The sequence below is a fragment of the Fulvivirga ulvae genome (assembly GCF_021389975.1).
In the GTDB taxonomy this organism is placed as follows: domain Bacteria; phylum Bacteroidota; class Bacteroidia; order Cytophagales; family Cyclobacteriaceae; genus Fulvivirga; species Fulvivirga ulvae.
Map to the genome: position 1 here is coordinate 4,342,860 of NZ_CP089981.1, position 25,139 is coordinate 4,367,998.

Genomic DNA, 25,139 nt, shown 5'->3' on the forward strand with positions numbered 1-25,139 from the left:
ACATGGAATTTGCTGCAAACTCTTTCCATCCTGCACAATACCATAGCTCGTTTTAAAAGTTTTAGCGTATTTCTCTTTATAAAAACGGATATGAAATATAAGAAGTTTTAAATTTAAAAATCAAAAAAAAGTTATTGAAAAAATATGGATGTAAAAATTGCCTCTTCCTGGAAACAACACCTTGAAAATGAATTCAATAAAGAGTATTTCCATAACCTGGTCAATTTTGTGAGAAATGAGTATAAGACGCATACTGTTTATCCTCCGGGAAAGGAGATTTTCAATGCATTTGATCATTGTGATTTTGAAGCGGTAAAGGTGGTTATCATAGGGCAGGACCCTTATCATGGTCCCGGTCAGGCGAATGGTCTTTGTTTCTCTGTTAGAGACGGTATTAGAAAGCCGCCTTCACTACTCAATATTTTCAAGGAAATTAAAAATGATCTTGGTAAGGAAATTCCTGAGTCCGGAAATCTTGAAAGATGGGCGAATCAAGGAGTTTTATTGCTAAATGCTACGTTGACCGTTAGAGCAAATACGGCAGGGTCGCATCAAAATAAAGGGTGGGAAGAGTTTACCGATTCAGTAATTAAAAAGCTATCTGATGAAAAGGAAGGACTGGTTTTCTTGTTGTGGGGTTCATATGCACAAAAGAAAGGAGTAGTTATAGATGAAAATAAACATTATGTACTTAAATGTGCCCATCCGTCTCCATTTGCTGCAGACCGCGGTTTTTTTGGCTGCAAGCACTTTAGCAAAACTAACGAATATTTAAGGAAGATTGGCAAAACCGAAATAGACTGGTAAGTAGGGGGAAGTCAATATGATTTGGAGCCTTATGGATCCAAATCATATTGAAAGTACTTTGGTTTTATTCTATAAGATTAAAAAATCTTCTCCAGCGTATTTTTCCACTAAACAGCCCTTCCTGGGGATCTAATGATAACCAGATGAAAAAACCTTTGCCTACAATATGATCTTCAGGCACAAACCCCCAATATCTTGAATCCAGAGAATTGTGGCGGTTGTCGCCCATCATAAAGTAATAATTCTGATTAAAGGTATATTCTTTCACTTCCTTACCATCTATCAAAAGCTTGTCATCCACAATTTTAGCATCTTTATTATGATCATATAGCGTGATGACTTTACCATAAGTAAGCAAAGATTTCTTATCAATCGTTATGGTCTGTCCTTCCTTAGGGATTTCCAAAGGTCCATACCAATCTGCATTCCAGGGAAAAAGCTCCCTGTCATTAGGGAAAATTCTTGGTTCCCATTCGCTCTCTTCATAAGTTTTGTAAGGCTTAACCCCTTTTACAAAGGGTTGTTCCTTAAGCCGGGCAACCTCTTCATCAGTTATATAGAAAAGCTGATAAACCCCGCTTTCCCTGGTTTCGCTAATTTCAGGTTCCGAGATATTGAGATTCTCAAGTACCCTGTCACTTAACTTCGTATCAGATTGAACCACATAGGAGAATTGCATTTTTTCTGGGTTTTCCAAAGGTTTTCCGTTGATAACAACTTGTTTGTCTTCAATCTTAAGTATATCACCTGGCATACCAACACACCTCTTGATATAGTTAGTCTTCAGATCGACGGGATAATCAATCCAGTTGTTCCTATTTGGTTCTTCGAAGTTATTTTCTTCTATTCCTGGTACATTAAATACTACCACATCATTTCTTTTTACCTCTGAAATGCCAGGCAGTCTGTATTGAGGTAATTGTATCCAATCTACATACGAAGGTATGTTGGTTCCCCATATTTTCTGGTGAGTTAGAGGCACCTGCAGGGGAGTAGCAGGAGTTCTTGTGCCATAATGGAATTTGCTTACAAATAAGAAATCACCAACAAGAAGTGACTTCTCCATCGAGGGAGTGGGGATGGTAAATGCTTCCATCAGCAACCACCTGATAATTGTTGCTGCAATAACGGCGAAAACAATGGCATCTACCCATTCTCTGGTTTTTGACTTAGGTTTTTCGTCTTTTTTCTTTTTCCAGAATTTCCAGTTCATGTGTTTTATTTTTGAAACGCTACCTGAATAGTATTGCTTTTAGAACAAAGCTTACAAATAAAAGCGTTTTTATTTAAAGTTTAAGAAAGTCGTTCATATCCAGGACTCCTTTTTTATCTCTTAGCCACTCTGCTACCATTACAGCACCTTTTGCAAACCCTTCTCTTGAATGAGCTGTATGCTTTATCTCGATGTCATCTACAGATGAGCTGTATTTAATGGTATGTGTACCTGGAACCTTATCCTCTCTTATCGAATTGATGACCAGGTCTTCCTTAGCTCCGTAAGGTTTATTGATCCATTGCTTTTTATGAGGAGTATGTTTAAGTATACCTTCGGCCAGTGTAATAGCAGTACCACTGGGTGAATCTTTCTTCTCAGTGTGATGTATTTCTTCAATATCTACGTTGTACTCTTCAAAACTATACATAAGCGTAGCAAGCTGCTCATTAAGTCTAAAAAAAAGGTTTACCCCTATGCTGTAATTAGATGCATAGAAGAAGGTGCCTTCTTTTTGCTTGCAGAGCGTTTCGATATCAGCTTTTTTGTCCAACCACCCGGTAGTGCCGCTCAATACAGGGATACTATTGTCAATGCAATAATTAATGTTATTATAAGCTGCGTCGGGCTGGCTGAACTCAATAGCAACATCTGTATTGGTACTATTGTGCTTTTTAATATCGTTTAGGTTATTTTCATTTATTTTACCTACAATATTATGTCCACGTTCTATGGCAATAGCTTCTATGGCTCTGCCCATTTTACCATAACCAAGTAAAAGTATGTTCATTCTAGAATTTTAGTTTTAAGGAAAGTCCGGCGTTATAGCCAAAAGATTCATTGCTGAACGCAGGCTCAAGAGATACTTGTAAGTTTGGATTTAGATCAAATTCTTTCAGGTGAGCATCAATATGTGCGTCAGCGATTTGAAGCAGGTAAAGCACACCTATCATGATCACATAGAAATCACGATCTCTTCGTTCACTATCAAGGTTATTGCGTAGCTGTGTTTCATTTCCGTAAGGAGATGAATAACCCGACTCATTAAGTGTTTTGAAAAGTTCCTTTCTTAGAAGTTTGTAGCGGTCATTATAGAAATCAACAGTAAACCCTAGTGCTATAAATCCCCCATATACTATCGGAAGTTTCCAGTATTTTTTGTTGTAGACTTGCCCTGAACCAGGAAGGATAGCTGCATAGAGAGATGCCTTACGAGGTACGAATTGGTCTGCGTAAGTTTCAATCTCCTTTACTTCTATATTTTCACTATTCTCTATAATGATCTCCTCTGTTTCTGTATTTTCAACAGTATCGGGATTTGCCGATGGAGGTGTGATTTGTCCTATTGCCAGAGAGTAGCCTGAAATAAGAGCTATAAATATGAAATAAATGCTTTTCATTTAAACATTCAGGATCTCAAGTATTCTATTGAGATCTTCTACAGATATAAAAGGTATTTTAATTTCTCCTTTTTTGCCATCAGACTTTACTTGTACTCTGGTACCAAAGTGAGATGCCAGCTTTGTCTGTAGGTTAGCAATTTCCTTGCCACCTTCAGGAGTAGTTTTTTCTTCACGCTCTTCTTTTCGCGGAGTCATGGCCTGACGTACCAGTTCTTCCACTTTTCTAACAGAGAGGTCGTTTTCTATAGCTTTTTTGAAAATGTCTAACTGGGTATCTATATTTTCAATATTGATAAGGGCACGTGCATGACCCATAGATAGCTTTTTATCTCTAAGTGCGGCCTGAATATCTGGCGGAAGTTTCAACAACCTCAGGTAATTGTTAACAGTAGTTCTGTTTTTACCTACCCGGTCTCCCAATTCTTCCTGCTTTAGATCACATTCTGTAAGTAGCCTTTGGTAGCTCAAAGCGATTTCAATGGAGTTGAGGTTCTCCCTTTGAATATTCTCTATCAATGCCATTTCCAGCATTTGCTGGTCATCGGCTGTTCTTACGTACGCTGGTATCGCATCCAGTCCTGCAAGTTTCGAAGCTTGAAATCGTCTCTCCCCTGATATAAGCTGGTACTTATTCTTTGCCAGCTTTCTTACTGTAATTGGCTGGATTATACCTTGTACTTTTATTGAATCAGCAAGCTCTTGAAGTGCTTCCTGATCAAAATGCGTCCTTGGTTGAAACGGGTTTACTTCAATTTCCTCAAGAGGAATTGTATTCATCGCTCCTGCTGAAGGGTATTCCTTTTGCTCCTCAGTCTGACCTTTTGCAGGGGAATCTTCTAATAAAGCGCCAAGTCCTCTGCCCAATGCATTTCTTCTCTTCAATTCTTTTTTCGCCATGCTTCCTCCTAATTATTTGATCATGAAATTCCGTTTTTCTCCATTATTTCCTTTGCCAGATTCAGGTAACTGAGTGCTCCCTTACTTTCTGCATCGTGTGCTATAGCAGGTACACCAAAGCTTGGTGACTCACTTAACTTTATGTTTCGAGGTATTATTGTGTCAAATACAATTTTTTGAAAGTGGGTTTTTACTTCTTCCACAACCTGGTTTGATAGCCTCAACCTAACATCATACATAGTAAGCAGAATACCTTCAATCTCCAGTTCGGGGTTAAGTCGTGTCTGAATAATTTTAATGGTATTTAATAGCTTTCCTAAGCCTTCAAGAGCGAAGTACTCACACTGAACAGGTATGATAACCGAGTCTGCCGCGGTCAGTGCATTGATAGTGATCAAACCCAATGATGGAGAACAGTCTATGATAATGAAATCATAATCTTTTTTCACCAGCTTTAGGGCATCACGCATTCTTTCTTCCCTGCGTTCAATATTTACCATCTCTACTTCGGCACCCACAAGGTCGATGTGAGAAGGTAGTATGTGCAGGTAGTCAATGTCCGTCTCTGTAATAGCTTCAGTAACATCAATGCCATCCACCATGCACTCATATATACTTACTTCTACTTCTTTGGGGTTTAAGCCCAGTCCTGATGTTGAGTTCGCCTGAGGGTCAGCATCAATGACCAGGGTTCTATATTCTAAGGCAGCCATACTAGCTGCAAGATTGATAGCAGATGTAGTTTTTCCTACACCACCTTTTTGGTTTGCAATGGCAATTACTTTACTCATCGATTGATTATAAATTAATAGTTTCTCCTATACCCATCAATACCAACTCCTTACCGTGATTCTGGAAAGCTGACTTTGCTTCTCCGTGGTTTATTTTTATGAGAGGGAAAGTATCATAGTGCATGGCGATTACCTTTTTTGTTCCCACGAAATCAGCTGCTTTATTGGCATCCTCTATGCCCATCGTAAAATTACTTCCAATTGGCAAAAAAGCAAAGTCTATGTTAAACTCGTCCTCAATAAGTTTCATATCATAATGAAGCGCGGTATCACCGGCATAATAAAAAGTTTTGCCTTCACTTTCTATCACATAACCGGCAGGATTACCACCATAGCTGCCGTCCGGCATGCTGCTGGAGTGCACTGCATTAACCATTTTTAAGGTGCCGAAATCAAAATCCCAGCGTCCTCCATGGTTCATTTGATGCCCGTTTTCCAGCCCCTTCTCGGCAAACCATGAGATTACTTCAAAAGTTGAAATGATCTGGGCTTTGTTATTTTTATAAATATTTTCTACGTCAGCAATGTGATCCTGATGCCCATGAGAAAGGATAATGTAGTCTGTTTTAATCTCACTAATGTTTATATCTTTTGCCAGTTCATTGGGAGATATAAAAGGATCAAAAAGGAGTTTCTTTCCTGCGGTTGCAACTAGAAAACACGAATGTCCATAGTAAGTAACTTCCATATTTAATTGTGAGGTTTGGATTACGAAATCAGGGTTACAAAGATATAAGTTTAATTGAATTATGTAAGTTAATGTATCGACACTATTTGAGGAAAATAGAAAGAGGCTGTCCCCTGAGTTCTGCAATAACCTTTCATAATATAACCACAAGGGTTTTTAAAGGGTAACAGACTCTGAAGACAGCCTCAGAATAAATTTTAAAACTAAATTATTTTTTCGTTTTCCCCTGATTACTGGCCTTCATTGCCTCCTCAAGCTTTAGCTGAAATTTCGATTTTTTCTTGTTGACATTCTTTTTCCTGTTCTCTTCAAGAATAACTTTGATCTTTTCCTCGTCAACAAATTTTCTTATCAATGCCTGCTGTCCGAAAGTTACAATGTTGGATACAAAGTAGTAAAAACTAAGGGCGGCAGGATAAGAATTAAGTACAAACATGAATATTACCGGCATCAGGTAGGAGAAAGTTTTCATCGGTCCCTGTACCGTACTTACCTGCTGGTTAGACCATGTGTATAGAATGGTTGACATAGTCATCAACAACACAAACAGACTGACATGATCACCGTAAAAAGGTATGGTAAATGGCAGTTGCATAATGGAATCATAGGTTGACAAGTCCTCCGCCCAAAGAAAACTTTCACCCCTCAACTCTATTGATTGAGGAAAGAAATAAAACATTGCAAAGAGAATGGGCATTTGAAGTAGCATAGGTATACAACCACTCAAAGGACTTACCCCTACTTTTTGGTAAAGCTTCATCTGCTCTTGTTGAGCTTTAGCTAAGTCTTCACCATGCTTTTCTTTTATTTCGTCAAGCTCCGGTTTTAGCACCTTCATCTTAGCCATAGACAGGTATGACTTATAAGAAAGAGGCGAAAGTACCAGCTTGATAAGTAGTACCATTATGATAATAATCAAGCCATAATTGCTGATGAAGCCTCCCAGCAGATCAAATAAAGGAATAATTACAAAGCGGTTGATCCATTTCATAGGAGGCCAGCCAAGGTAAAGATTGCTCTCAAATTCGTCAGCGATATCTCCTAGAATATGATAATCATTAGGACCAAAATAATAAGTATAGGAGGCTTTCCCTGCTTTTACATCTTCAGTGGGTATGCTAAGGTTAACTTTAGCGTATTTTACAGTGGAAGGGTCTTCACTATTAATTGAGGTTTCGAATTTACCCTTTCCAAAACTTTCATTGGCTACTATACCGGCAACAAAGAAACGCTGCTTGATTGCTACCCATTTCAGGCTCTCCTCAACTACTTCTTCTTCAGTACTGTTACTTCCTTCAGGCAGCCCTTCGAATTCTTCTCCGGCCGTGTAGTAATTGATTGTGGAATTTCTTCTGCTCATCTCCACATCCTTTTCCTGAGTTTTGATGCGGTCATGCCATTGATAAGTTAGACTTTCCTGTGATATATACTGTTCTAGTCCGTTAAGCTCAAGTTTGTAATTTAGCTCGTAGCTTCCGTTAGCCAGTTTATAGATATGTCTTACATTCTGTTCGGCTCCTACATTCAATGTATATATAAGAACCGAAGTATCCCCCACGGACTGTGTGGTAGTTGTATAATAGAGCTTGTTAAGATCTATTTGCTTTCCCAATGAATTCAGAAGAAGAGAGAACTTATTTCTGTCTTCATTGATTAATACAACCGGTTCATTTGTGTAGGTTGTAAATTTTTTAAGCTCAACATTATTGATTTTACCACCCTGATTGGTTAAAGTAATTTTTACCAGATCATTTTCAAGGACATTGTCTGATGCTATTCCGGTAGCGCCATTAGCAAAAACACCAAACTTTTGCTGATTAAGCAAAGATTGAATTGAATCGTTGATTGTTTCTGCTGTATTGACAGCTGTGCTATCGGAAGATTCTATATTTTCTTCTCCTTCGGCAAGTTCTGTTACAGGAGCCTTCTCCTCAACCGGTATAGGTTCCGGCGAAAAGAAATAAAAATATAGCAATATCATCACTGCTATTAAAATTAAACCTGTTGCTTGGTTTCTATCCATTGTATTTTTTGTAATAATTAACGCTTTGAGTTATTCTCTTTTTTGTGATTCTGAGCAGCCTCTACAAACTTAACAAACAGAGGATGAGGATTTAAAACTGTACTCTTAAGTTCAGGGTGATATTGTGTGCCAATAAACCATGGATGGTCTTTAAGTTCAACAACTTCAACCAATCCTGTATCCGGATTAATCCCGGTGGCCATTAATCCTGCTTTTTCCATTTGTTCCAGATATTTGTTGTTAAACTCGTACCTGTGTCTGTGTCGCTCACTTATTTTTACTTTTCCGTAGACAGAGCTTGCCTTGCTACCCTTTTTTAAGTCACAGGGATAAGCGCCCAATCTCATGGTACCTCCTTTGTCCGTAACTTTCTTTTGTTCCTCCATCAGGTCAATAACCGGGTTTTTGGTTTTTTCATTCAGCTCTGTAGATGAAGCATCTTTAAGCTTTAGTACATTTCTGGCAAACTCAATGACAGCGCATTGCATGCCCAGGCATATGCCAAAGAATGGGGTTTTGCTTTCTCTCAGGAATTTTACGGCTTCTATTTTACCTTCAACACCGCGCTCACCAAAACCAGGTGCTACCAATACCCCATCAAACTTGCCAAGTATGGAAGCACAGTTCTCAGGTGTTACAGTTTCAGATGAGATCCATTCAATATTTACTTTACACTCATTAACCGCACCGGCATGAGTGAAGGCCTCGACAATTGATTTATAAGCATCCGGAAGTTCAACATATTTGCCAACCAAACCAATTTTAACTTCATCAGTAGGGTTTTTTAGCTTCCCTAAAAACACCTTCCACTGCTCAAGGTTAGGTTCATTTTTATTGGGTATTTTTAGCTTGGCCAGTACACGTTCGGCAAGTTTCTCCTTTCGCATAAGGATGGGCACATCATAAATAGTATCCGCATCGAGAGCTTCGATGACAGAGTTAATGTGAACGTTGCAAAACAAAGCCAGTTTTTTTCGTATTTCAGGAGGAAGATGTCTCTCAGATCTGCATACCAGGATATCCGGCTGAATACCGGCCTCCAAAAGCTGCTTTACAGAGTGCTGTGTAGGTTTAGTTTTTAACTCTTTTGCAGCGCTCAGGTAAGGGATAAGTGTAAGGTGGATAACAAGAAAATTGTTTACACCCACATCCCATTTTACCTGTCGTACGGCTTCAATAAAGGGAAGAGATTCAATATCACCAACACAACCACCAATCTCTGTGATCACAAAATCATATTCTCCACTTTCACCAAGCTGAAAAATGTTTCTTTTTATTTCATCAGTAATATGGGGTACAACCTGCACGGTTTTACCCAAGTATTCACCTTTTCTTTCTTTGGTGATTACATTATTATATATCCGGCCCGTAGTTACGTTGTTGGCCTGTGAAGTTGGAGTATTAAGAAACCTTTCATAGTGCCCGAGGTCAAGGTCTGTTTCAGCCCCATCATCCGTTACATAGCATTCGCCATGTTCATATGGATTTAGTGTACCCGGATCAATGTTAATATATGGGTCAAATTTTTGTATGGTAACTTTGAAACCTCGAGCCTGAAGCAGTTTGCCCAAAGAAGCTGAGATTATTCCTTTACCAAGAGAAGAAGTTACCCCACCGGTAACAAAAATATACTTTGCCGTAGCCATAAGTTGATTTAATAGAATGAATTGCCTTAGAACTTATGGGGTGCAAAGGTACATGAATAACCCGAAATCGGTAATAGAAATAGGAAATTTTATATTACCAATAAAAAGGGGTAGCCGCCTACAAAATTTCATTTTCTGAAAAATTCCGAAAAATCTAATTTGAGTTGGTTACAAGAAAAACTAATATTGTATTCATTGTTTAAACAAGATATGTTCAAAATATCCCCTTCAAGTATATAAACTTTATGGATATATGCTTATTTTGAGCTGTAATTACGGAGAATCTAACCAATCACCTTTAATGAAAGTTGTCTATAAACTAACAGGTAATTTATTTTTTCTTTTTCTTCTTTTAGCGGGATTTGAGTCTTTTGGACAATCTGGTACTTGTAGTGATGCCACCAATTATGGAGTAGTTTCTAGTTTGAGTACAAATTGCGGAGGAGACGTTGTGACAAGAACAATCATTGCGGATGGATCTTGGGATACAGTAAATGATGTCATTGAGGCAAGAGTAAACTGGGGGGATGGGAGTACACCCGAAGATTTTACTCTTATTTACATAGGTGCGGTGGGTGAGTGGCGTTTTTCGGCAACACATGTTTATCCTGACAATGGCACAGAGTGTTTGTATACCGCAAGAACAAGGTTGCAGGTTAATGGTTCATTTTGTTTTGAAGCAGATTTGTTTCAGGAATTTGATGTCTTGGTATATGATGAATTGGATAACCCTAATATAGGAACACATGATATAACACATGATGTCTCTTCTACGGGGGCTCTTAATGTAATAACAGATGAAGTTGATGTTTGCGAAAATGATACCGATGCTATCCGTTTACAGGATAATAGCGAATTTAACTGTACACAAGCCAATTTAGATAGTCCTCCTCAATCAAGTGATTTTAGAAATGGTGAAGAAAGGTGGGTACAATGGGTGTATGGAACCTCAGAAACCATAACAGGGGATGTTACTATTGGTGGAAATATAGTGTCTGCTTTCCCATACTATGGCCCCATAACTTTTATCGGTGATGATACTGCTACTCCGGCGAGAGACGTTACCTTGGATATTAACTTACCAATAACAGCAGTCGATGGAGAGATTTTTGAAGTTACTCTACGAAGTTGGAATGTTTGTAATCCCTATGATGCTAACACAGGTGACGGCAATTATCTAAATCCAGTGGGAGGTGTATTTGACCCTACTGTTGACTCAGATTTTGCAGGATCTTGGCCAGATGCTTCGGACGCTCCTGTTACAACAACTCAAATTATAAGAGTCATAACTGTTCCTAATACCCCTCTACCTGTTAATTCTACTATATGTGAAGGAGATGCGATTGGTGGAGTCAACTATCAAATTGGAGGTACAGCAGGTAGCTCGCTTATTAATTGGTATGATGATAACCCAAATGTGGGAGGTGTATTGGTAGCCAATCCTAATGGAACTAATTCGAACCTTTTTCCTGCCTCTTCCTACCCAGGAGGTATAAATACAAATATTCCAGGGGTATACTCAATGTGGGCAACGTATATTTTAGGGGGATCAAATGATTGTGAAAGTGATCCCGTAGAGGTTATATTAACCATAAGAGAAGATTTGACTACCCCCGATCCAATAACCGGTTCGGTTGAAATTTGTAACGGAATCAATAATGTGTCATTTTCTTTACCAGCTCCGGCAGGCTCTACAGTTTTTGGAGGACCAGCGGATTATGAATGGTCTACTTCTGGAGGTGGTGGGGTAACTCTGGATGCAACTTCAGGACAAAGTATAACCGCTGACTTTAATATCGGAGGGTCATTTACCACTACTACAAGAACCATTAGGGTAAGAAGGAAATATTCAACTGCTCCTGACTGTTATTCGAACTATCGGAATTTTACCGTTACTATTTACAATAATACCCTGGCGGGAATAGTCAGTTCTGATGATATAATATGTGAGGGAGAATCAACGGGAATATTGACATTAACAGGGCATAGGGGGAATATTATCAGGTGGGAAAGGCAAATTAACGGAGGAGGGTTTGCTGATATTGGAAATGCCGGAAATTCAACTTTTCAGGAAACTTTAGCTACAGAAGGAACTTATGATTATAGAGCTATAGTTGAAAATGGAGTTTGCTCAACTGAAACCAGTGCTGATGCAACAATTGTAGTCAATCCTGTACCTGTAAAACCTACCATTACTGAGGTAGGAGATGGGGTAGAAATTTGTGCGAATGGTAGCCAAACTATTTTGCAATCAAGTAATGCTGATGGTGATGCGGATGAATATGCATGGTTTAAAGATCCTGACCTGTTTACACCAGTACAGCAGAGTACTAGCAACCAGCTGGTGCTGGATTTAATTGGCGAATCGGGTACATATTACGTCCAGACAATCGGTATAGACCCAACGAACTGCGAAAGCCAGTTATCTGATCCAATCGATATTATTATTAACCCGCTTCCAACGGCCACAGTAACAGGAGGAGGTTCTGTTTGTGCGGGGAATCCTGCTCCACCAGCAGTGGTTACACTTACGGGAACAGGGCCATACAATATCACCTATACCAGAGATGGCTCACCCAAGGTTGCTAACGGTATCAATTCACCCTATATCATCCCGGGTTCTACATCTGTTGTAGATGGGCTGGATGATACTTATGAAGTAATATCTGTTACTGATTTGGGTACATCTATAAATTGTACGGTTACTGCTCCTTCAGCCAATATTTCAGGGGATGCAACAATTGCAGTAAGTCCGGTGGCTCCACCAGCTATAGAGTCTGTAACAGTAGAAACTGCGGTGTGTGATGACGGTGCAGGTACTGATGCACCAGATATTATCATCGATTTATCACCAGATGATAATACACAGCAATATGATATTACATATAACATAAATGGAGGTAGTTCAATCCTTATTACTAATCAACCGGTTGACGCTTCCGGAATTTTCAGGATACAACCTGATTATACAGTGGATTTAGGGGGAACACCCGGAACTTATTCTTACGAGATCACTTCAATAGTCAATGTGACATCTTCCTGTACAGCTACCGGATTGCCTTCAGGACCTCACAATGTTATTATCAATCCACGACCTGCTGACCCGACAAATCCTGTTGATGCTATTGCATGTTCTACAGATTTAACCGGAGCAACGCTTTCTGTGGATGCGCCAGCAGCAGGAAATACAATCCATTGGTATCAGGATGCTGCTCTGACAGTTGATGCTGATCCGGCTTTTGGTACAGCAGCAGGAGCGCAGGGTGAGTTATTTACTCCATCTTCAACAGCAACAGCCACATTTTATGCAGTTGTTGAAAGCAGTACAGTTCCTACTAATTGCCAAAGTGTAAATTCTATAGCTGTTGTTCATACACAGGATTTAGCTCCAACATCTGCAGATGCAGATGCAGACGATGACGCGTCGCTGTTGGAAACGTGTACGGATCAGATTAGCCTTGGAGCAGTTGCTGCAGATAATGGAGGTAGCGGAATCTGGTCATATTCAGGGTTATTATTTTATGAAGATTTTGAATCTTCAGCCAATGGTACAGTGGTTGATAATGACCAGTATGGTTGGTCAAGAAATACCTATTCGCTTTCACTGGATGCGGACACACATTTTGAAGTCCGTAATAATGCCTTTGAAGCCAGAGATCTGGACGGGCTGGATATAGACTGGATATCAGATGATATAGACATTTCAGGAGTAACTAATATTGAAATTTCTATTGATGTGGCAGAAGCAGGTGTTCATGAGGTAACGGACCATATTGAAGTTTATTATCAAATTGATGCGAACCCGCTTCAGCTAATAGCTAGCGTAAATAACAATTTTTCAACTCCGGATGGTTCCTTTATTAATTTGTCAGGAGGTTTTGTTTCAGGTGGAGGTAGCCAGTTGAAGATTATAGTTCGCGTTCAAAACAGCGCAAACGACGAATTCTTAAGATTTGATAATATAATTGTAAGGGATCAATCAGCTAATGTATTAAGTTTCTCAGATATCAGTGATGAGAATGCCGTTGTTTCAGGGTTACCGGTTGGTACAACCACTCTTACCTGGACCGTTTCAAGTGGTTTGGGAGTTTGTAGTCCTACAGCGCAGACAGTTGATGTTACTCGTAACCCGTTACCGTTGGCAAATGATCCGCTACCTGAGCTTTGTGAAGAGTTGCCGCAAAGCAGTAATATCGTTACAGGAGTGGATTTGACGGTCTATAATGATGCAATTACCGGTATAGCCGGTTCTACAGGTAGAACAATACAGTTTTTTGCTGATCCTCCTCCAGTTAACCTAATTGCGGACCCTACAAATGTTGATGTTAGCAATGGAACAATAATTTATACCCGTGTTACAGATACGGGAACTTCGGCTAATACTTCATGTACTCAGGATGGAACCATTACCTTTACTGTTCGCACTTTGCCTGATGCAATAGATCAGAATGCCACTAATTCGGAGACTGTATTTTGTGAAGAAACAGTGGGTAGCGGAGATAAAGACGGTGTTGATCTTACAACACTAAATGACAATGTAACTAATAATGCCGCTGATAGAGCGGTGGAATGGTTTGCTGATCCGGGTGGAGTTATTACGCTTCCTTCAGATCTGACTGGCTTTGAAATAATTTCTCCTGCTGACCAAAGCGTAGATGATGTTCAGGATGGAGATATCTTTTATGCTGTAATCACTGACAATAACACATTATGCCAGGATATTGCTGCTGTAGAGTTTACTATTAATGCCAGACCTGTTGATAATTCTATAATCACACCGGATAATACCACGCCGGCATCTTACACAATTTGTAAAAGCTCAAATATTCAAATATTCCAGGTAGATGATGTCCTAAATTCGGGGTCAACTTATAGCTGGAGTGTCCCGACCGGAGCCGGAGAGTTTGTCCAGGTTGGCGGTAGTAATGATTTCTTTGTATTACTCAGATTCCCTAACGAAGTATTAGCTCCCGGACTTCCTGTTACTGTAACAGAAACATCAGCTGATGGTTGCGTTGGGAATACAAATACTATTATGGTCATTGTTGATGACGCTCCTGCTAAACCAATAATCGCGGGAGATTCAGAAGTATGTACCGGACAGCAAAGTGTAATTTATTCGATTACAACTCCAACTGGAGGCTCAACTTATACCTGGAATGTACCAGGCACCCTGGGTTCCATTGTCAGCGGACAGGGCACGGATGAAATTATAGTTAATATTGGAACAGCCTCGGGCAATATTACCGTGGTAGAAACAAGTTCTGCGGGTTGTACCAGCCCCGCTGCGGATCCTTTTGCAGTCACTGTGAATCCAAGACCGGTGATGACTTCATCAAATGCAGAAGAGATATGTAGTGGAGGAGCGGTAAATAGTGTTCTGACCTTTACATCGAGCATTCCGGGAAGTACTTTTGCCTGGGAAGTGATCTCCAAAACAGGACCAATAGGCGGAGCTTCGGTTGGTCAAACGGGAACTGGCAATATTACTCAGGTTTTGACCAATACTTCCGGTGCTGTTGGCTCAGTTACTTATGAAGTTACTCCGACCAGCCCGGATAATTGTGATGGTAATACACAGGTGGTTGTAATCACGGTAAATCCAGAGCCGGTAGGTCAGGACGATCTTGAACTATATTGTAGTGATGTACCTCTTAACTACAATATTCAGGTAGATAATATTAATGGCTTGGGTAATTCTCTGGCCAGTGAGTTTACTTATACAGTAATCAGTAGTGACCCTGGTAATGTGCCGGCTGGCCCTGCGCGTGCGGTGGCTTCCGGAGATCCAATAACTGATACTTATACCAATACAGGAGCAGCAAATGTTGATATTACATACACTATAACTCCTTTCGAAACTACCTCTGGCAGTGGTTGTCAGGGAGCCGATTTTGATGTGGTATTCAGAATCCGCCCTGAGCCGGTTATGGCACCATCTTTAGCTGCCCTGGAAGTTTGTAGCGATGAAATCTTAAACCTTACCCTGGCCACAAACGGCACTTCGATAGCAGCTGATCGTTATGATATTTCTTTGGTGACTCAGGATGCTAATTTGATAGGTACCCCTACAACGGGCACTAACTTATCTGCCACTGCTCTTGTAAATAACAGTTTTGAAAACACCAGTAACTCCGATGGCACCATTATATATAGAGTGATACCCAAGAGCCCGGTGGCTAGTGGGGATTGTTCAGGAGACGCCTTTGATATTACCGTTACAGTAGCTCCCGAACCTGTAATGGATCCGGCTCTGTCTACTTTAAGATTATGTAGTGATGAGCCTTTAAACCTTACCCTGTCTACCAATGGTACTTCAATAACTGCTGACCGGTACGATGTTACGTTAATTAGTCAAAGTGCTAATCTAACAGGAACGGCAAGCACGGGTTCAGATTTATCTGCAAATGCCCTGATAGGGGATAGTTTCGAGAATGTCAGTAATACCAGTGGTACCGTTGTTTATCGTGTTGTTCCAAAAAGTGCGGTGGCGGATGGAGACTGCTCAGGTGATGCTTTTGATATTACAGTAACTGTTGATCCTGAACCTGTCATGGATCCAGCACTAGCAGCAATAACCATATGCAGTGATGAAATATTGAACCTTACCCTGGCAACCAATGGCACTTCAGTAGCAGCAGATAGGTTTGATGTGAGCCTGGTTAGTCAGGATGCTAATTTGACAGGACCACCGACAGTTGGGGTTGACTTGCCCGCAAATGCGTTGGTTAATAATAGTTTTGAGAATGTAAGCAATAGTAGTGGAAATGTAGTTTATAGGGTAATCCCCAAAAGTGCAGTGGCCAGCGGAGATTGTTCGGGAGACCCTTTTGATGTTACAGTAACGGTAGATCCCAAACCGGTTGTTGACCCGGCCCTGGTAACCTGGGAAGTATGTAGTGATGAGATACTGAACCTGACCTTAAATACAAATGGAAGCTCAGTTGTCGCTGACCGTTATGATGTTGTATTAGTAAGTCAGTCCCTAAATGTTATTGGAACTCCAACTACAGGAGTTGATCTTACACCAACTGCTTTGATCAATGACAATTTTAGAAATGTCAGTGCCAGTAATGGTAATGTTATTTACAGGGTGACTCCAAAAAGTGCCGTTGCAAGTGGTAACTGTACAGGAGAAACCTTTGATATCACTGTAACTGTCAGTCCCGAACCGGTTATAGACCCCGCATTATCCAGTCTTAATGTATGCAGTGATGACCTGCTTAATATAACACTAGCTACTAACGGGACCTCAGTAGCGGCGGATCGTTATGATATATCCTTAATTAGTCAGGACCCTAATTTGACAGGCACTCCTACCATTGGTACAGACCTTGCAGACAATGCTCTTGCCAATGATACTTATGAAAATATTAGCGGTGCAAGTGGAGCGGTTATTTATCAGGTTATACCAAAAAGCGCAATAGCTGATGGTGATTGCTCCGGAGATGCTTTTATTATTACAGTTACAGTAGATCCCGAACCTGTAATAGATCCTTCATTGGCCATACAGACCATATGTAGCGGTGATGTACTTGGAATTACATTGGCTACGAATGGCACCTCCGTTGCCGCTGATAGATATGACGTAACTTTAATTAGTCAGGATGCCAATGTTTCAGGAACCCCAACCACCGGTAATAACCTGAATGCGAACGCCCTGAATAGTGATGTTTATGAGAACATAAGTGGAACAAGTGGTAATGTCGTTTATCGTGTAACCCCGAAAAGCGCTATCGCTGATGGAAATTGCGTCGGAGATGCTTTTGATATTACAGTAGTTGTTAATCCTGAACCGGTTATAGACCCGTCATTGGCTACTTTGACAGTTTGTAGTGAAGATTTACTTGGAATTACCTTAGTGACTAATGGTACATCAATAAGTGCGGATCGTTTCGATATAAACCTGATTAGTCAGGATGCTAATCTCAGTGGTGTACCAACCACCGGATCTGACCTTTCAGCCAATGCTCTTACCAATGACCTGTTTGAAAATGTAAGCAGTACCAGTGGAGATGTTGTCTACAGAGTAATCCCGAAAAGTTCTGTAGCCGATGGTGATTGTTTTGGTGATCCGTTCATCATAACGGTAACGGTTGATCCTGAACCAGTAATGGATCCGTCATTGGCGACTTTGACTGTATGTAGTGATGAAATACTAAACCTGACATTGGCAACAAATGGAACTTCGATAGCTGCGGATCGCTATGACATTGGTTTGGTGAGTCAGGATGCTTTTATTACCGGTACACCTTCAACAGGTTCTGATCAACCTGCTAATGCATTGGTCAATGATAGTTTTGAAAACCTTACTAATTCAACTGGTACAGTAGTTTATAGAATAACCCCAAAAAGTGCAGTTGCTGACGGAGATTGTACCGGAAATTCATTTGATATAACTGTGACAGTTCAACCAGAACCTTCATTAGAACCTTCATTGGCAAATGCCACAATTTGTAGTGACGAACCGTTGGGGGTAGTACTGGCAACTGCAGTGGGCTCAATAGGGGCCGACCGTTATGATGTAGCATTAGTTAGTCAGGATGCAAATCTGGCGGGAAGTGCAACAACCGGATCAGACTTAGCAGCCAACGCTATATCGGGTGATAGCTATGAGAATACAAGCAACACCAGCGGGGATGTTGTTTATAGGATAACTCCAAAAAGTGCGGTGGCAAATGGCAACTGTACAGGGGATCCGTTTGACATAACGATAACCGTTAATCCTGAGCCTGTAATTGATCCTGCCCTAGCTACCTTTACCGTTTGTAGTGATGAAGTGCTAAACATAACATTGGCGACAAATGGCACAAGTATTGGAGCCGATCGCTATGATGTAACGGTTATAAGCCAGGATGCTAACCTTGCAGGTACGCCTACCATTGGATCTGATCTTGCAGCCAATGCCATTATTAATGATAGTTATCAAAACGTTAGCAACCTTCCTGGTAATATCATCTATCGTATAACCCCTAAGAGCGCAGCGGCAGATGGAGATTGTACAGGCAATCCTTTTAATATCACTGTGACGGTTAATCCTGAACCAGTCATTAATCCTGCTTTGGCGACAGCTACCATATGCAGTGATGAAGCCCTGAACCTGACGTTAAATACCAATGGTATAAGTATTGGAGCCGATCGCTATGATATTTCATTAGTAAGTCAGGATGCCAACCTTTCTGGTAGCCCGACTGTCGGACTGGATTTGGCAGCTAATGCACTGATAAATGATAGTTATGAAAATCTAAGTGCTGCTCCAGGCAATGTAATTTACAGTGTTGTTCCGAAAAGTTCTGTGGCAAATGGCGATTGTACCGGAAATGCCTTTACGATTACGGTAACCGTTGAGCCTGAGCCTGTACTTGATCCTGCTTTGTCCACATTAACAGTTTGTAGTGATGAACTTCTGAACCTTACATTAGCGACCAATGGTAGTTCAATTGGAGCTGATCGTTATGATATTGTACTGGTAAGTCAGGATGCGAGCCTTACCGGAACAGCAACAGTAGGAGCTAACCTGGCAGCCAATGCCCTGGCAGGTGATAGTTTTGAAAACCTAACAAATATTCCACGAGATGTAGTTTATGAAGTAACACCTAAAAGTGCAGCAGCAGACGGGGATTGTACTGGTGATCCGTTTAGTATCACCGTAACCATTCAGCCTGAACCCGTTGTAGATCCTTCTTTATTATTTCTCACAGTTTGTAGTGAAGAAATACTGAATCTTACTTTGTTTACAACTATTACCAGTATAGGAGCCGACCGCTATGATATTACATTGATAAGCCAGGATGCTAATGTAATAGGCACTCCAACTACCGGAATAGATATGGCAGCCAATTCAATTTTAAATGATAATTTTGAAAATACAAGCGCCACTTCGGGAACGGTGGTCTATGAGATTATACCTAAAAGCGCAGCCGCTAACGGAGATTGCACCGGAGACCCCTTCAATATCACGGTTACGGTTAATCCGGAACCAGTCGTAGATCCTGCTTTGGCAACTTTGGATGTTTGTAGTGATGAGCCATTAAACCTTACATTGACCACAAATGGCAGCAGTGTCGGAGCAAATCGTTATAACATTATACTTGTTAGCCAGGATGCCAATATATCGGGAACCGCTACAATAGGAACCGATTTGGCTCCTGCGGCCCTTGTCAATGATAGTTTTGAAAATGTAAGCTCAACAACCGGTAATGTAGTTTATCAGGTAACACCCATAAGTGCTGCAGCCGATGGGGATTGTATTGGAGATCCTTTTGTGATAACAGTAACAGTCCACCCGGAGCCTGTAATGGATCCAGTTTTGGCAGCAACTACCATCTGTAGTGATGAACCACTAAACCTTACTTTGACAACCAATGGAACCAGTATAGCAGCCGACAGGTATGATATAACCTTAGTGAGCCAGGATGCCTATGTCACTGGTACAGCTACCACCGGGTCAGATCAGCCTGCCAATGCTCTGGTCAACGACAGTTTTGAAAATCTGACCAACACTGCTGGTACTGTTGTGTATCAGGTTACGCCGAAAAGCTCTGCTGCCGATGGGGATTGTATTGGAGATCCGTTTACCGTAACCGTAACGGTTGACCCTGAACCGGTTATCGACCCCGCTTTGGCCAATATTACAGTGTGTAGTGATGAATTACTGAGTTTCAATCTGGTCACCAGTTCAACGAGCATACCGGCCAACAGATACGATGTTATCCTGATTAGTCAGGATGCCAATGTTATTGGAACACCAACTGTTGGGGCAAACGTAAGTGCCAATGCACTGTTTAATGATAGTTTTGAAAATACCAGTAATACAGCAGGTGCTGTTGTGTATCAGGTTACGCCAAAAAGTTCAGCGGCAAATGGTGATTGTACAGGAGATCCATTTAACATTACCATTACTGTTAATCCTGAACCTGTTGTTGATCCTGCACTCGCCAATATTGAAGTATGTAGTGATGAGGTATTGAACATTGCCTTGAATACTAATGGAACTTCCATTGCAGCCGATCGATATGATGTTGCTCTTGTGAGCCAAAGTGGTAATCTTATCGGCGGGCCTACAACAGGAGGTAATCTGGCGGCAAATGCCCTGGCTAATGACAGCTATGAAAATGTAAGCGGAACTGACGGTACTGTGGTTTACAGAGTTACGCCAAAAAGCTCTGCAGCCGATGGTGATTGTATAGGCAATCCTTTTGATATCACGGTTACAGTTCATCCTGAGCCGGTAGTTGATCCTACATTGGCTACAGCAAATATTTGTAGCTCTGAGATTACCGGTGTGGTTTTTAATACCAACGGAGTTTCCATAGGAGCGGCATCATATAATGTAGTAGTGGTGAGCCAGGATGCAGCCCTGAGCGGAACTGCAACTATAGGTTCAGGGCTTGCGGCCAATGCAATTGAGAACGACGTATTCACCAACGTTACCAGCACCCCACTTACTATAGTTTACAGAATAACACCACGAAGTGCTGTTGCCGATGGGGATTGTATAGGTGACCCGTTTGACATAACCATTACAGTTGATCCCGAGCCGGTATTGAATCCAGGACTTGATAATAATGGGTGTAGTGATGAAATTACAAATATTACCTTAAGCACCAATGGGCTTTCGGTGGCGGCCAATACCTACCGTTTGGAAGGTGTAAACATTCCGGCTGTGCCAGGCTTCTCAGCTGCAGCGGGCAATGCTGTTGTAGGTTCTACAGGAAACCTGAATTTGATCAGAAATGATACATACACCAATACATCTTCGGCTTCTGTAACAGTCACTTATCAGATCAGGCCAATAAGTGTAGGGCCACTGTCTTGTGAGGGGGCCATAGAAACGATTGATTTCGAAGTATTGCCAGAACCGGTATTAGATCTTTCATTGTCTCCTGCACCGGTTTGTAGTGATGTTGCCTTTGGGTATACATTAAATACCGTAGCCAGTTCTGTAGCTGCAACCAGCTATAATATTATCAGTGTAACTGCTAACCCTAACCTAACACCAGTGGTGGTTACCACAGGTAATGGTTTGCCAGCTAATGCTCTTGCCGGGGATATTTTTACAAATACCACAAGTTCACCGTTAACTGTTGTTTATCGCATAGTTCCTGTATCAGGAGACAATTGCCAGGGTGATGCTGAGGACATAACTTTTACGGTTAATCCTGCACCGGAGATGGCAGATCTTGATAACACGGTTTGTAGTGACGAAACCTCGGGTATAGTACTGGCAACAACAGCTACCAGTGTAGGTGCTGCGAGCTACGAAATAATGGATATCAGAGTGGCAGCAGGTTTGGTGGCAAATGGAGGAAATGCAACTGTTGGTTTAACTGTGGATGTTAATGAAATAGCAGGAGACATTTTTACCAACAATACCAATAGTCCCTTGACAGTGGAGTATGATGTAGTGCCAATTTCAGGTGCATCTTGCAGAGGGCCGGAGACGCCACCTGCAACCATTGTGTTAACTATTGAGCCAGCCATTGTAGTTGATGATCCGGCTGATGAGAACCTTTGTAGTGGAGAAACAACGAATATCACGCTGACTTCACCAACAAATCCATCTTCCGGAGACGTAACCTTCAATTATTCCGCTGTAGCATCAGGGGCAGTGACAGGGTTTATTCCTGCATTAAATAACCTTCCTGAGAATTTTGTTATTGCCCATACCTTGGTGAATAATGACAATATTCCACAAACGGTTACTTACACCATTACTCCGGTAGCTTCTGCGGCCAATGAGGGAGCAGGGTGTAACGGAGCTTCGGAAACTGTGGTAGTTACAATAGAGCCTCGTCCTGTAATGAATGTTTCTTCTACGGTTCAAACCGTATGCGAGGGAGATGCTACTTCGATCGAGCTGACAACACCAACAATACCTTCATCAGGTAATGTGTTTTTCAGACTCGATAACGTGGTGGCTAACGGAGGTGTGACAGGCGCATCGGTGATTGGCGATATTTTCAATGATGGCGATTTTTTAGCCGATGTATTAAGTAACCCGAGCAATTCGCCGCAGCAGGTAAAATATACATTTACTCCCGTAACCTCCGCTAGTTTAGGAACAGGAGGTGCATGTGAAGGTGCTTCTGTAGATGTAACGATTACAGTTAATCCTGAGCCTAATGTAGTAGCCAGTCAGACTACTGTCGATCTTTGTAGTGGAGACATCCTGAACGTTTCTTTTTCAGAACCTCAGGGTATCGCCAATACCTTGTTTAAATGGACTGTAGCAGATAACCCTAATGTAACCGGGGAGAGCGATGGATTCGGTAACCTGTTGTTCCAGGTTCTTTTTAACAGCGGCAATACACCTGAAACTCTGATCTATACCGTCACGCCTGAAACTAATGGCTGTGAGGGGCCATCTACCACAGTTACAGTTAATGTTGCTCCGACTCCAAACATTAATGTGGCCTCTAACTTTATTTCTGTATGTGAAGGAGATCCTGCGAATCCACTTTCTATAGAGTTGGATGGAGATGTAGCCGGTACAACTTTCTTCTGGACGGCAACATCATCTAATACTGACATATCAGGATATTCAGGTGGCTCAGGTACTAATGGAGACTTTATCAATCAGGTGATTTTCAATGATGGAATAGCACCGGGAACAGTAACTTATACTATCAGGCCTGAGGGGCCTACTGGTTGTCAGGGTACACCCCAAACAGTGATTGCAAGCATTGGCCCGAGGATCACTGGGCAGTTCCTTTCAACAGACGTTGTAAAATGTAATGATACCAATCCGACGTTCCTAACCATGCAATTCACGGGAATACCTCCTTTTGAAGTGGAATACAGTGATGGAACCACTACAACTTTATTGACAGGTATCCCCAATTTCCATGTGCTTCAGGTTAATCCAATAGTGACTACAACTTACTCTATTGTATCGGTTACCGATGCTAATGGATGTTCAGCATTACCAGCAAATCAAATTGGGACCCAGGCCGTTACAATAACTGTGTCTGAGATTGATGCTACCTTCCAGGTTATAGGTAGTAATACAGGTTGTTCTCCATTGAAAGTAACCTTCTCTTATAATCAGGTTGCAGGAGCAACTTATACCTGGGGATGGTTTGATGGTAGCCCGGATAGTACTTACACAGCTTCAAGTACAGTTAATGGTCAAATAATTGAGCATGTTTTTGAGAACCTTTCTACGGGAACGGATTTCAATGTGGATGTTAGGTTAACTGCGCAACTACCGCCGTCAGAGGGTAGTTGTATTGATTTCCACAGCGAACCGGTGACCATCTATTCTACAATAAGGCCAAATGTAATAGCCAATAGTCCAACCACCATTTGCGGGGGAGGTAATGTTTCCTTTAGCAATTTCACGCTTGGAGCAAGTACACATAAGTGGTTCTACAGAAGACAGGGAGTAAATGAGGAGATTGATGTGAAGGCGACTGCCGGAGGGGTGAATTATGATTTGGTCAATACTTCTTCTCAGAACCCGATAGTTTATGAAGTGGTCTACCAGGGAGGTAATGGTAATTGTAGTATTGAGGAGGTAATACCGGTAACTGTTTACAGAGAGGTAACGCCACTATTCGTTGTTGATAATCTTACGGAGTTTGTAGGAGGTAGTGCAACCTTGAATCTCAGTAATACCTCAAGTCCATTGGATGATGTAGATTTCGATTACCAATGGTCATTTGGTACTGATGCATCACCGGCGACAGCAACTGGTTTAACACCTCCGACTGTAACTTATACTTCTCCGGGACCTAAAACGGTAACGTTGACCATTACCAATCCCGATGCTGCTGCGGCAGGATTGGATTGTGAGGTGAGCGATACGCAAATTATCAACGTAATATTGCCGCCGATTGTAGCGGACTTTACGGCTTCGCCACTTACAGGTTGTATGCCCTTGGAGGTGTCTATAACGGAGAATAATTCTACAGGAGACGCATATGCCTGGGAGGTGATTAACCAACTAGGCAATACTATACTCACATCTGAAGAGGTATACCCAACCTTTGTGCTGGTTACACCGGGTTCATACGATATCATTCTGACGACATCTAATTCTATTACCGGTCAAACAGCTGTTGCTACTCAGGAGGATATCGAGGTTTATAAGATACCTATATCCTCATTTGACCTGAGGCCTGATGTGATCTATTTACCGGACCAGCCTATGAGGACGTTTAATTATAGTGATGGTGCAAACCAGTATGTATGGGATTTTGGTGATGGAGCGACATCCGATGGATTTGAACCTGAACATCTATATACTTATGAAGGTGTATTCACCATAACCCTTGAAGCTTCAATGGATCATGGCGATGGTGTGGTCTGTTCTAACACAAGCTCTCAAGAGGTTGTGGTACAGGAAGGAGGCGCTACACGCATTCCAAATGCTTTCACACCTAACACTAATGGACCTTCTGGTGATGGAAGGATTACAAATGAGGTGAATAATGATATTTTTCTTCCCATTACACAAGGCGTGGAAGAGTTCCAGATGCTGATATTTGACCGTTGGGGTAGCCTGATCTTTGAAAGTAATGACCAGACTGTAGGATGGGATGGGTATGATGAGAATGATAATCTGCTACCTGCTGGTGTGTATGTTTATAAACTCACCATGAGGCTGTCCAATGGAGACAGAACTACAAGAATTGGAGATGTAACGTTGATTAGGTAAATTGAATTAT

Annotated in this window: 10 protein-coding genes; 2 read left to right on the forward strand and 8 right to left on the reverse strand. The window is 41.3% G+C overall.

What is annotated here, in order from left to right:
- Positions 1–144 precede the first annotated feature (144 nt).
- The gene (ung, locus tag LVD17_RS18580; RefSeq protein WP_233760510.1) at positions 145–807 is read left to right on the forward strand and encodes a uracil-DNA glycosylase; all 663 of its coding nucleotides are present in this window, start codon (positions 145–147) and stop codon (positions 805–807) included.
- A 64-nt stretch (positions 808–871) separates the two neighbouring features.
- Here the strand turns inward: ung and lepB are convergent, their stop codons facing one another.
- The 8 genes from lepB to pyrG form a co-directional block, all read right to left on the reverse strand.
- Positions 872–2,020: a signal peptidase I gene (gene lepB / locus LVD17_RS18585; RefSeq protein ID WP_233760511.1), complete on the reverse strand. Its 1,149-nt coding sequence runs from the start codon at positions 2,018–2,020 to the stop codon at positions 872–874.
- 73 nt (positions 2,021–2,093) lie between these two features.
- Complete coding sequence (dapB, locus tag LVD17_RS18590; RefSeq protein WP_233760512.1) at positions 2,094–2,810, reverse strand: 4-hydroxy-tetrahydrodipicolinate reductase; 717 nt, start codon at positions 2,808–2,810, stop codon at positions 2,094–2,096.
- A 1-nt stretch (position 2,811) separates the two neighbouring features.
- Positions 2,812–3,420 (reverse strand): DUF5683 domain-containing protein, encoded by a 609-nt coding sequence (locus LVD17_RS18595; protein ID WP_233760513.1) that lies wholly within the window; start codon positions 3,418–3,420, stop codon positions 2,812–2,814.
- Entirely contained in the window at positions 3,421–4,320 is a 900-nt protein-coding gene (locus LVD17_RS18600; protein WP_233760514.1) for a ParB/RepB/Spo0J family partition protein, read from the reverse strand.
- 20 nt (positions 4,321–4,340) lie between these two features.
- Positions 4,341–5,111 (reverse strand): ParA family protein, encoded by a 771-nt coding sequence (locus tag LVD17_RS18605; protein ID WP_155176923.1) that lies wholly within the window; start codon positions 5,109–5,111, stop codon positions 4,341–4,343.
- A 7-nt stretch (positions 5,112–5,118) separates the two neighbouring features.
- Positions 5,119–5,799 carry a metal-dependent hydrolase gene (locus LVD17_RS18610; RefSeq protein WP_233760515.1) on the reverse strand — a complete coding sequence of 227 codons (681 nt, stop codon included), beginning with the start codon at positions 5,797–5,799 and terminating at the stop codon, positions 5,119–5,121.
- Between the two features lie 208 nt (positions 5,800–6,007).
- Complete coding sequence (yidC, locus tag LVD17_RS18615) at positions 6,008–7,822, reverse strand: membrane protein insertase YidC (protein ID WP_233760516.1); 1,815 nt, start codon at positions 7,820–7,822, stop codon at positions 6,008–6,010.
- A gap of 17 nt (positions 7,823–7,839) precedes the next feature.
- Complete coding sequence (pyrG, locus tag LVD17_RS18620; protein WP_233760517.1) at positions 7,840–9,468, reverse strand: CTP synthase; 1,629 nt, start codon at positions 9,466–9,468, stop codon at positions 7,840–7,842.
- A gap of 301 nt (positions 9,469–9,769) precedes the next feature.
- On the opposite strand from pyrG, the gene LVD17_RS18625 reads away from it, so the two are divergent.
- Positions 9,770–25,129 carry a PKD-like domain-containing protein gene (locus LVD17_RS18625; RefSeq protein WP_233760518.1) on the forward strand — a complete coding sequence of 5,120 codons (15,360 nt, stop codon included), beginning with the start codon at positions 9,770–9,772 and terminating at the stop codon, positions 25,127–25,129.
- Positions 25,130–25,139 lie beyond the last annotated feature (10 nt).

Excerpts from the sequence above, each read along its gene's own strand:
- ung (WP_233760510.1), top strand. The coding sequence starts at position 145 with ATGGATGTAAAAATTGCCTCTTCCTGGAAACAACACCTTGAAAATGAA.
- lepB (WP_233760511.1), bottom strand. The coding sequence starts at position 2,020 with ATGAACTGGAAATTCTGGAAAAAGAAAAAAGACGAAAAACCTAAGTCA.
- dapB (WP_233760512.1), bottom strand. The coding sequence starts at position 2,810 with ATGAACATACTTTTACTTGGTTATGGTAAAATGGGCAGAGCCATAGAA.
- LVD17_RS18595 (WP_233760513.1), bottom strand. The coding sequence starts at position 3,420 with ATGAAAAGCATTTATTTCATATTTATAGCTCTTATTTCAGGCTACTCT.
- LVD17_RS18600 (WP_233760514.1), bottom strand. The coding sequence starts at position 4,320 with ATGGCGAAAAAAGAATTGAAGAGAAGAAATGCATTGGGCAGAGGACTT.
- LVD17_RS18605 (WP_155176923.1), bottom strand. The coding sequence starts at position 5,111 with ATGAGTAAAGTAATTGCCATTGCAAACCAAAAAGGTGGTGTAGGAAAA.
- LVD17_RS18610 (WP_233760515.1), bottom strand. The coding sequence starts at position 5,799 with ATGGAAGTTACTTACTATGGACATTCGTGTTTTCTAGTTGCAACCGCA.
- yidC (WP_233760516.1), bottom strand. The coding sequence starts at position 7,822 with ATGGATAGAAACCAAGCAACAGGTTTAATTTTAATAGCAGTGATGATA.
- pyrG (WP_233760517.1), bottom strand. The coding sequence starts at position 9,468 with ATGGCTACGGCAAAGTATATTTTTGTTACCGGTGGGGTAACTTCTTCT.
- LVD17_RS18625 (WP_233760518.1), top strand. The coding sequence starts at position 9,770 with ATGAAAGTTGTCTATAAACTAACAGGTAATTTATTTTTTCTTTTTCTT.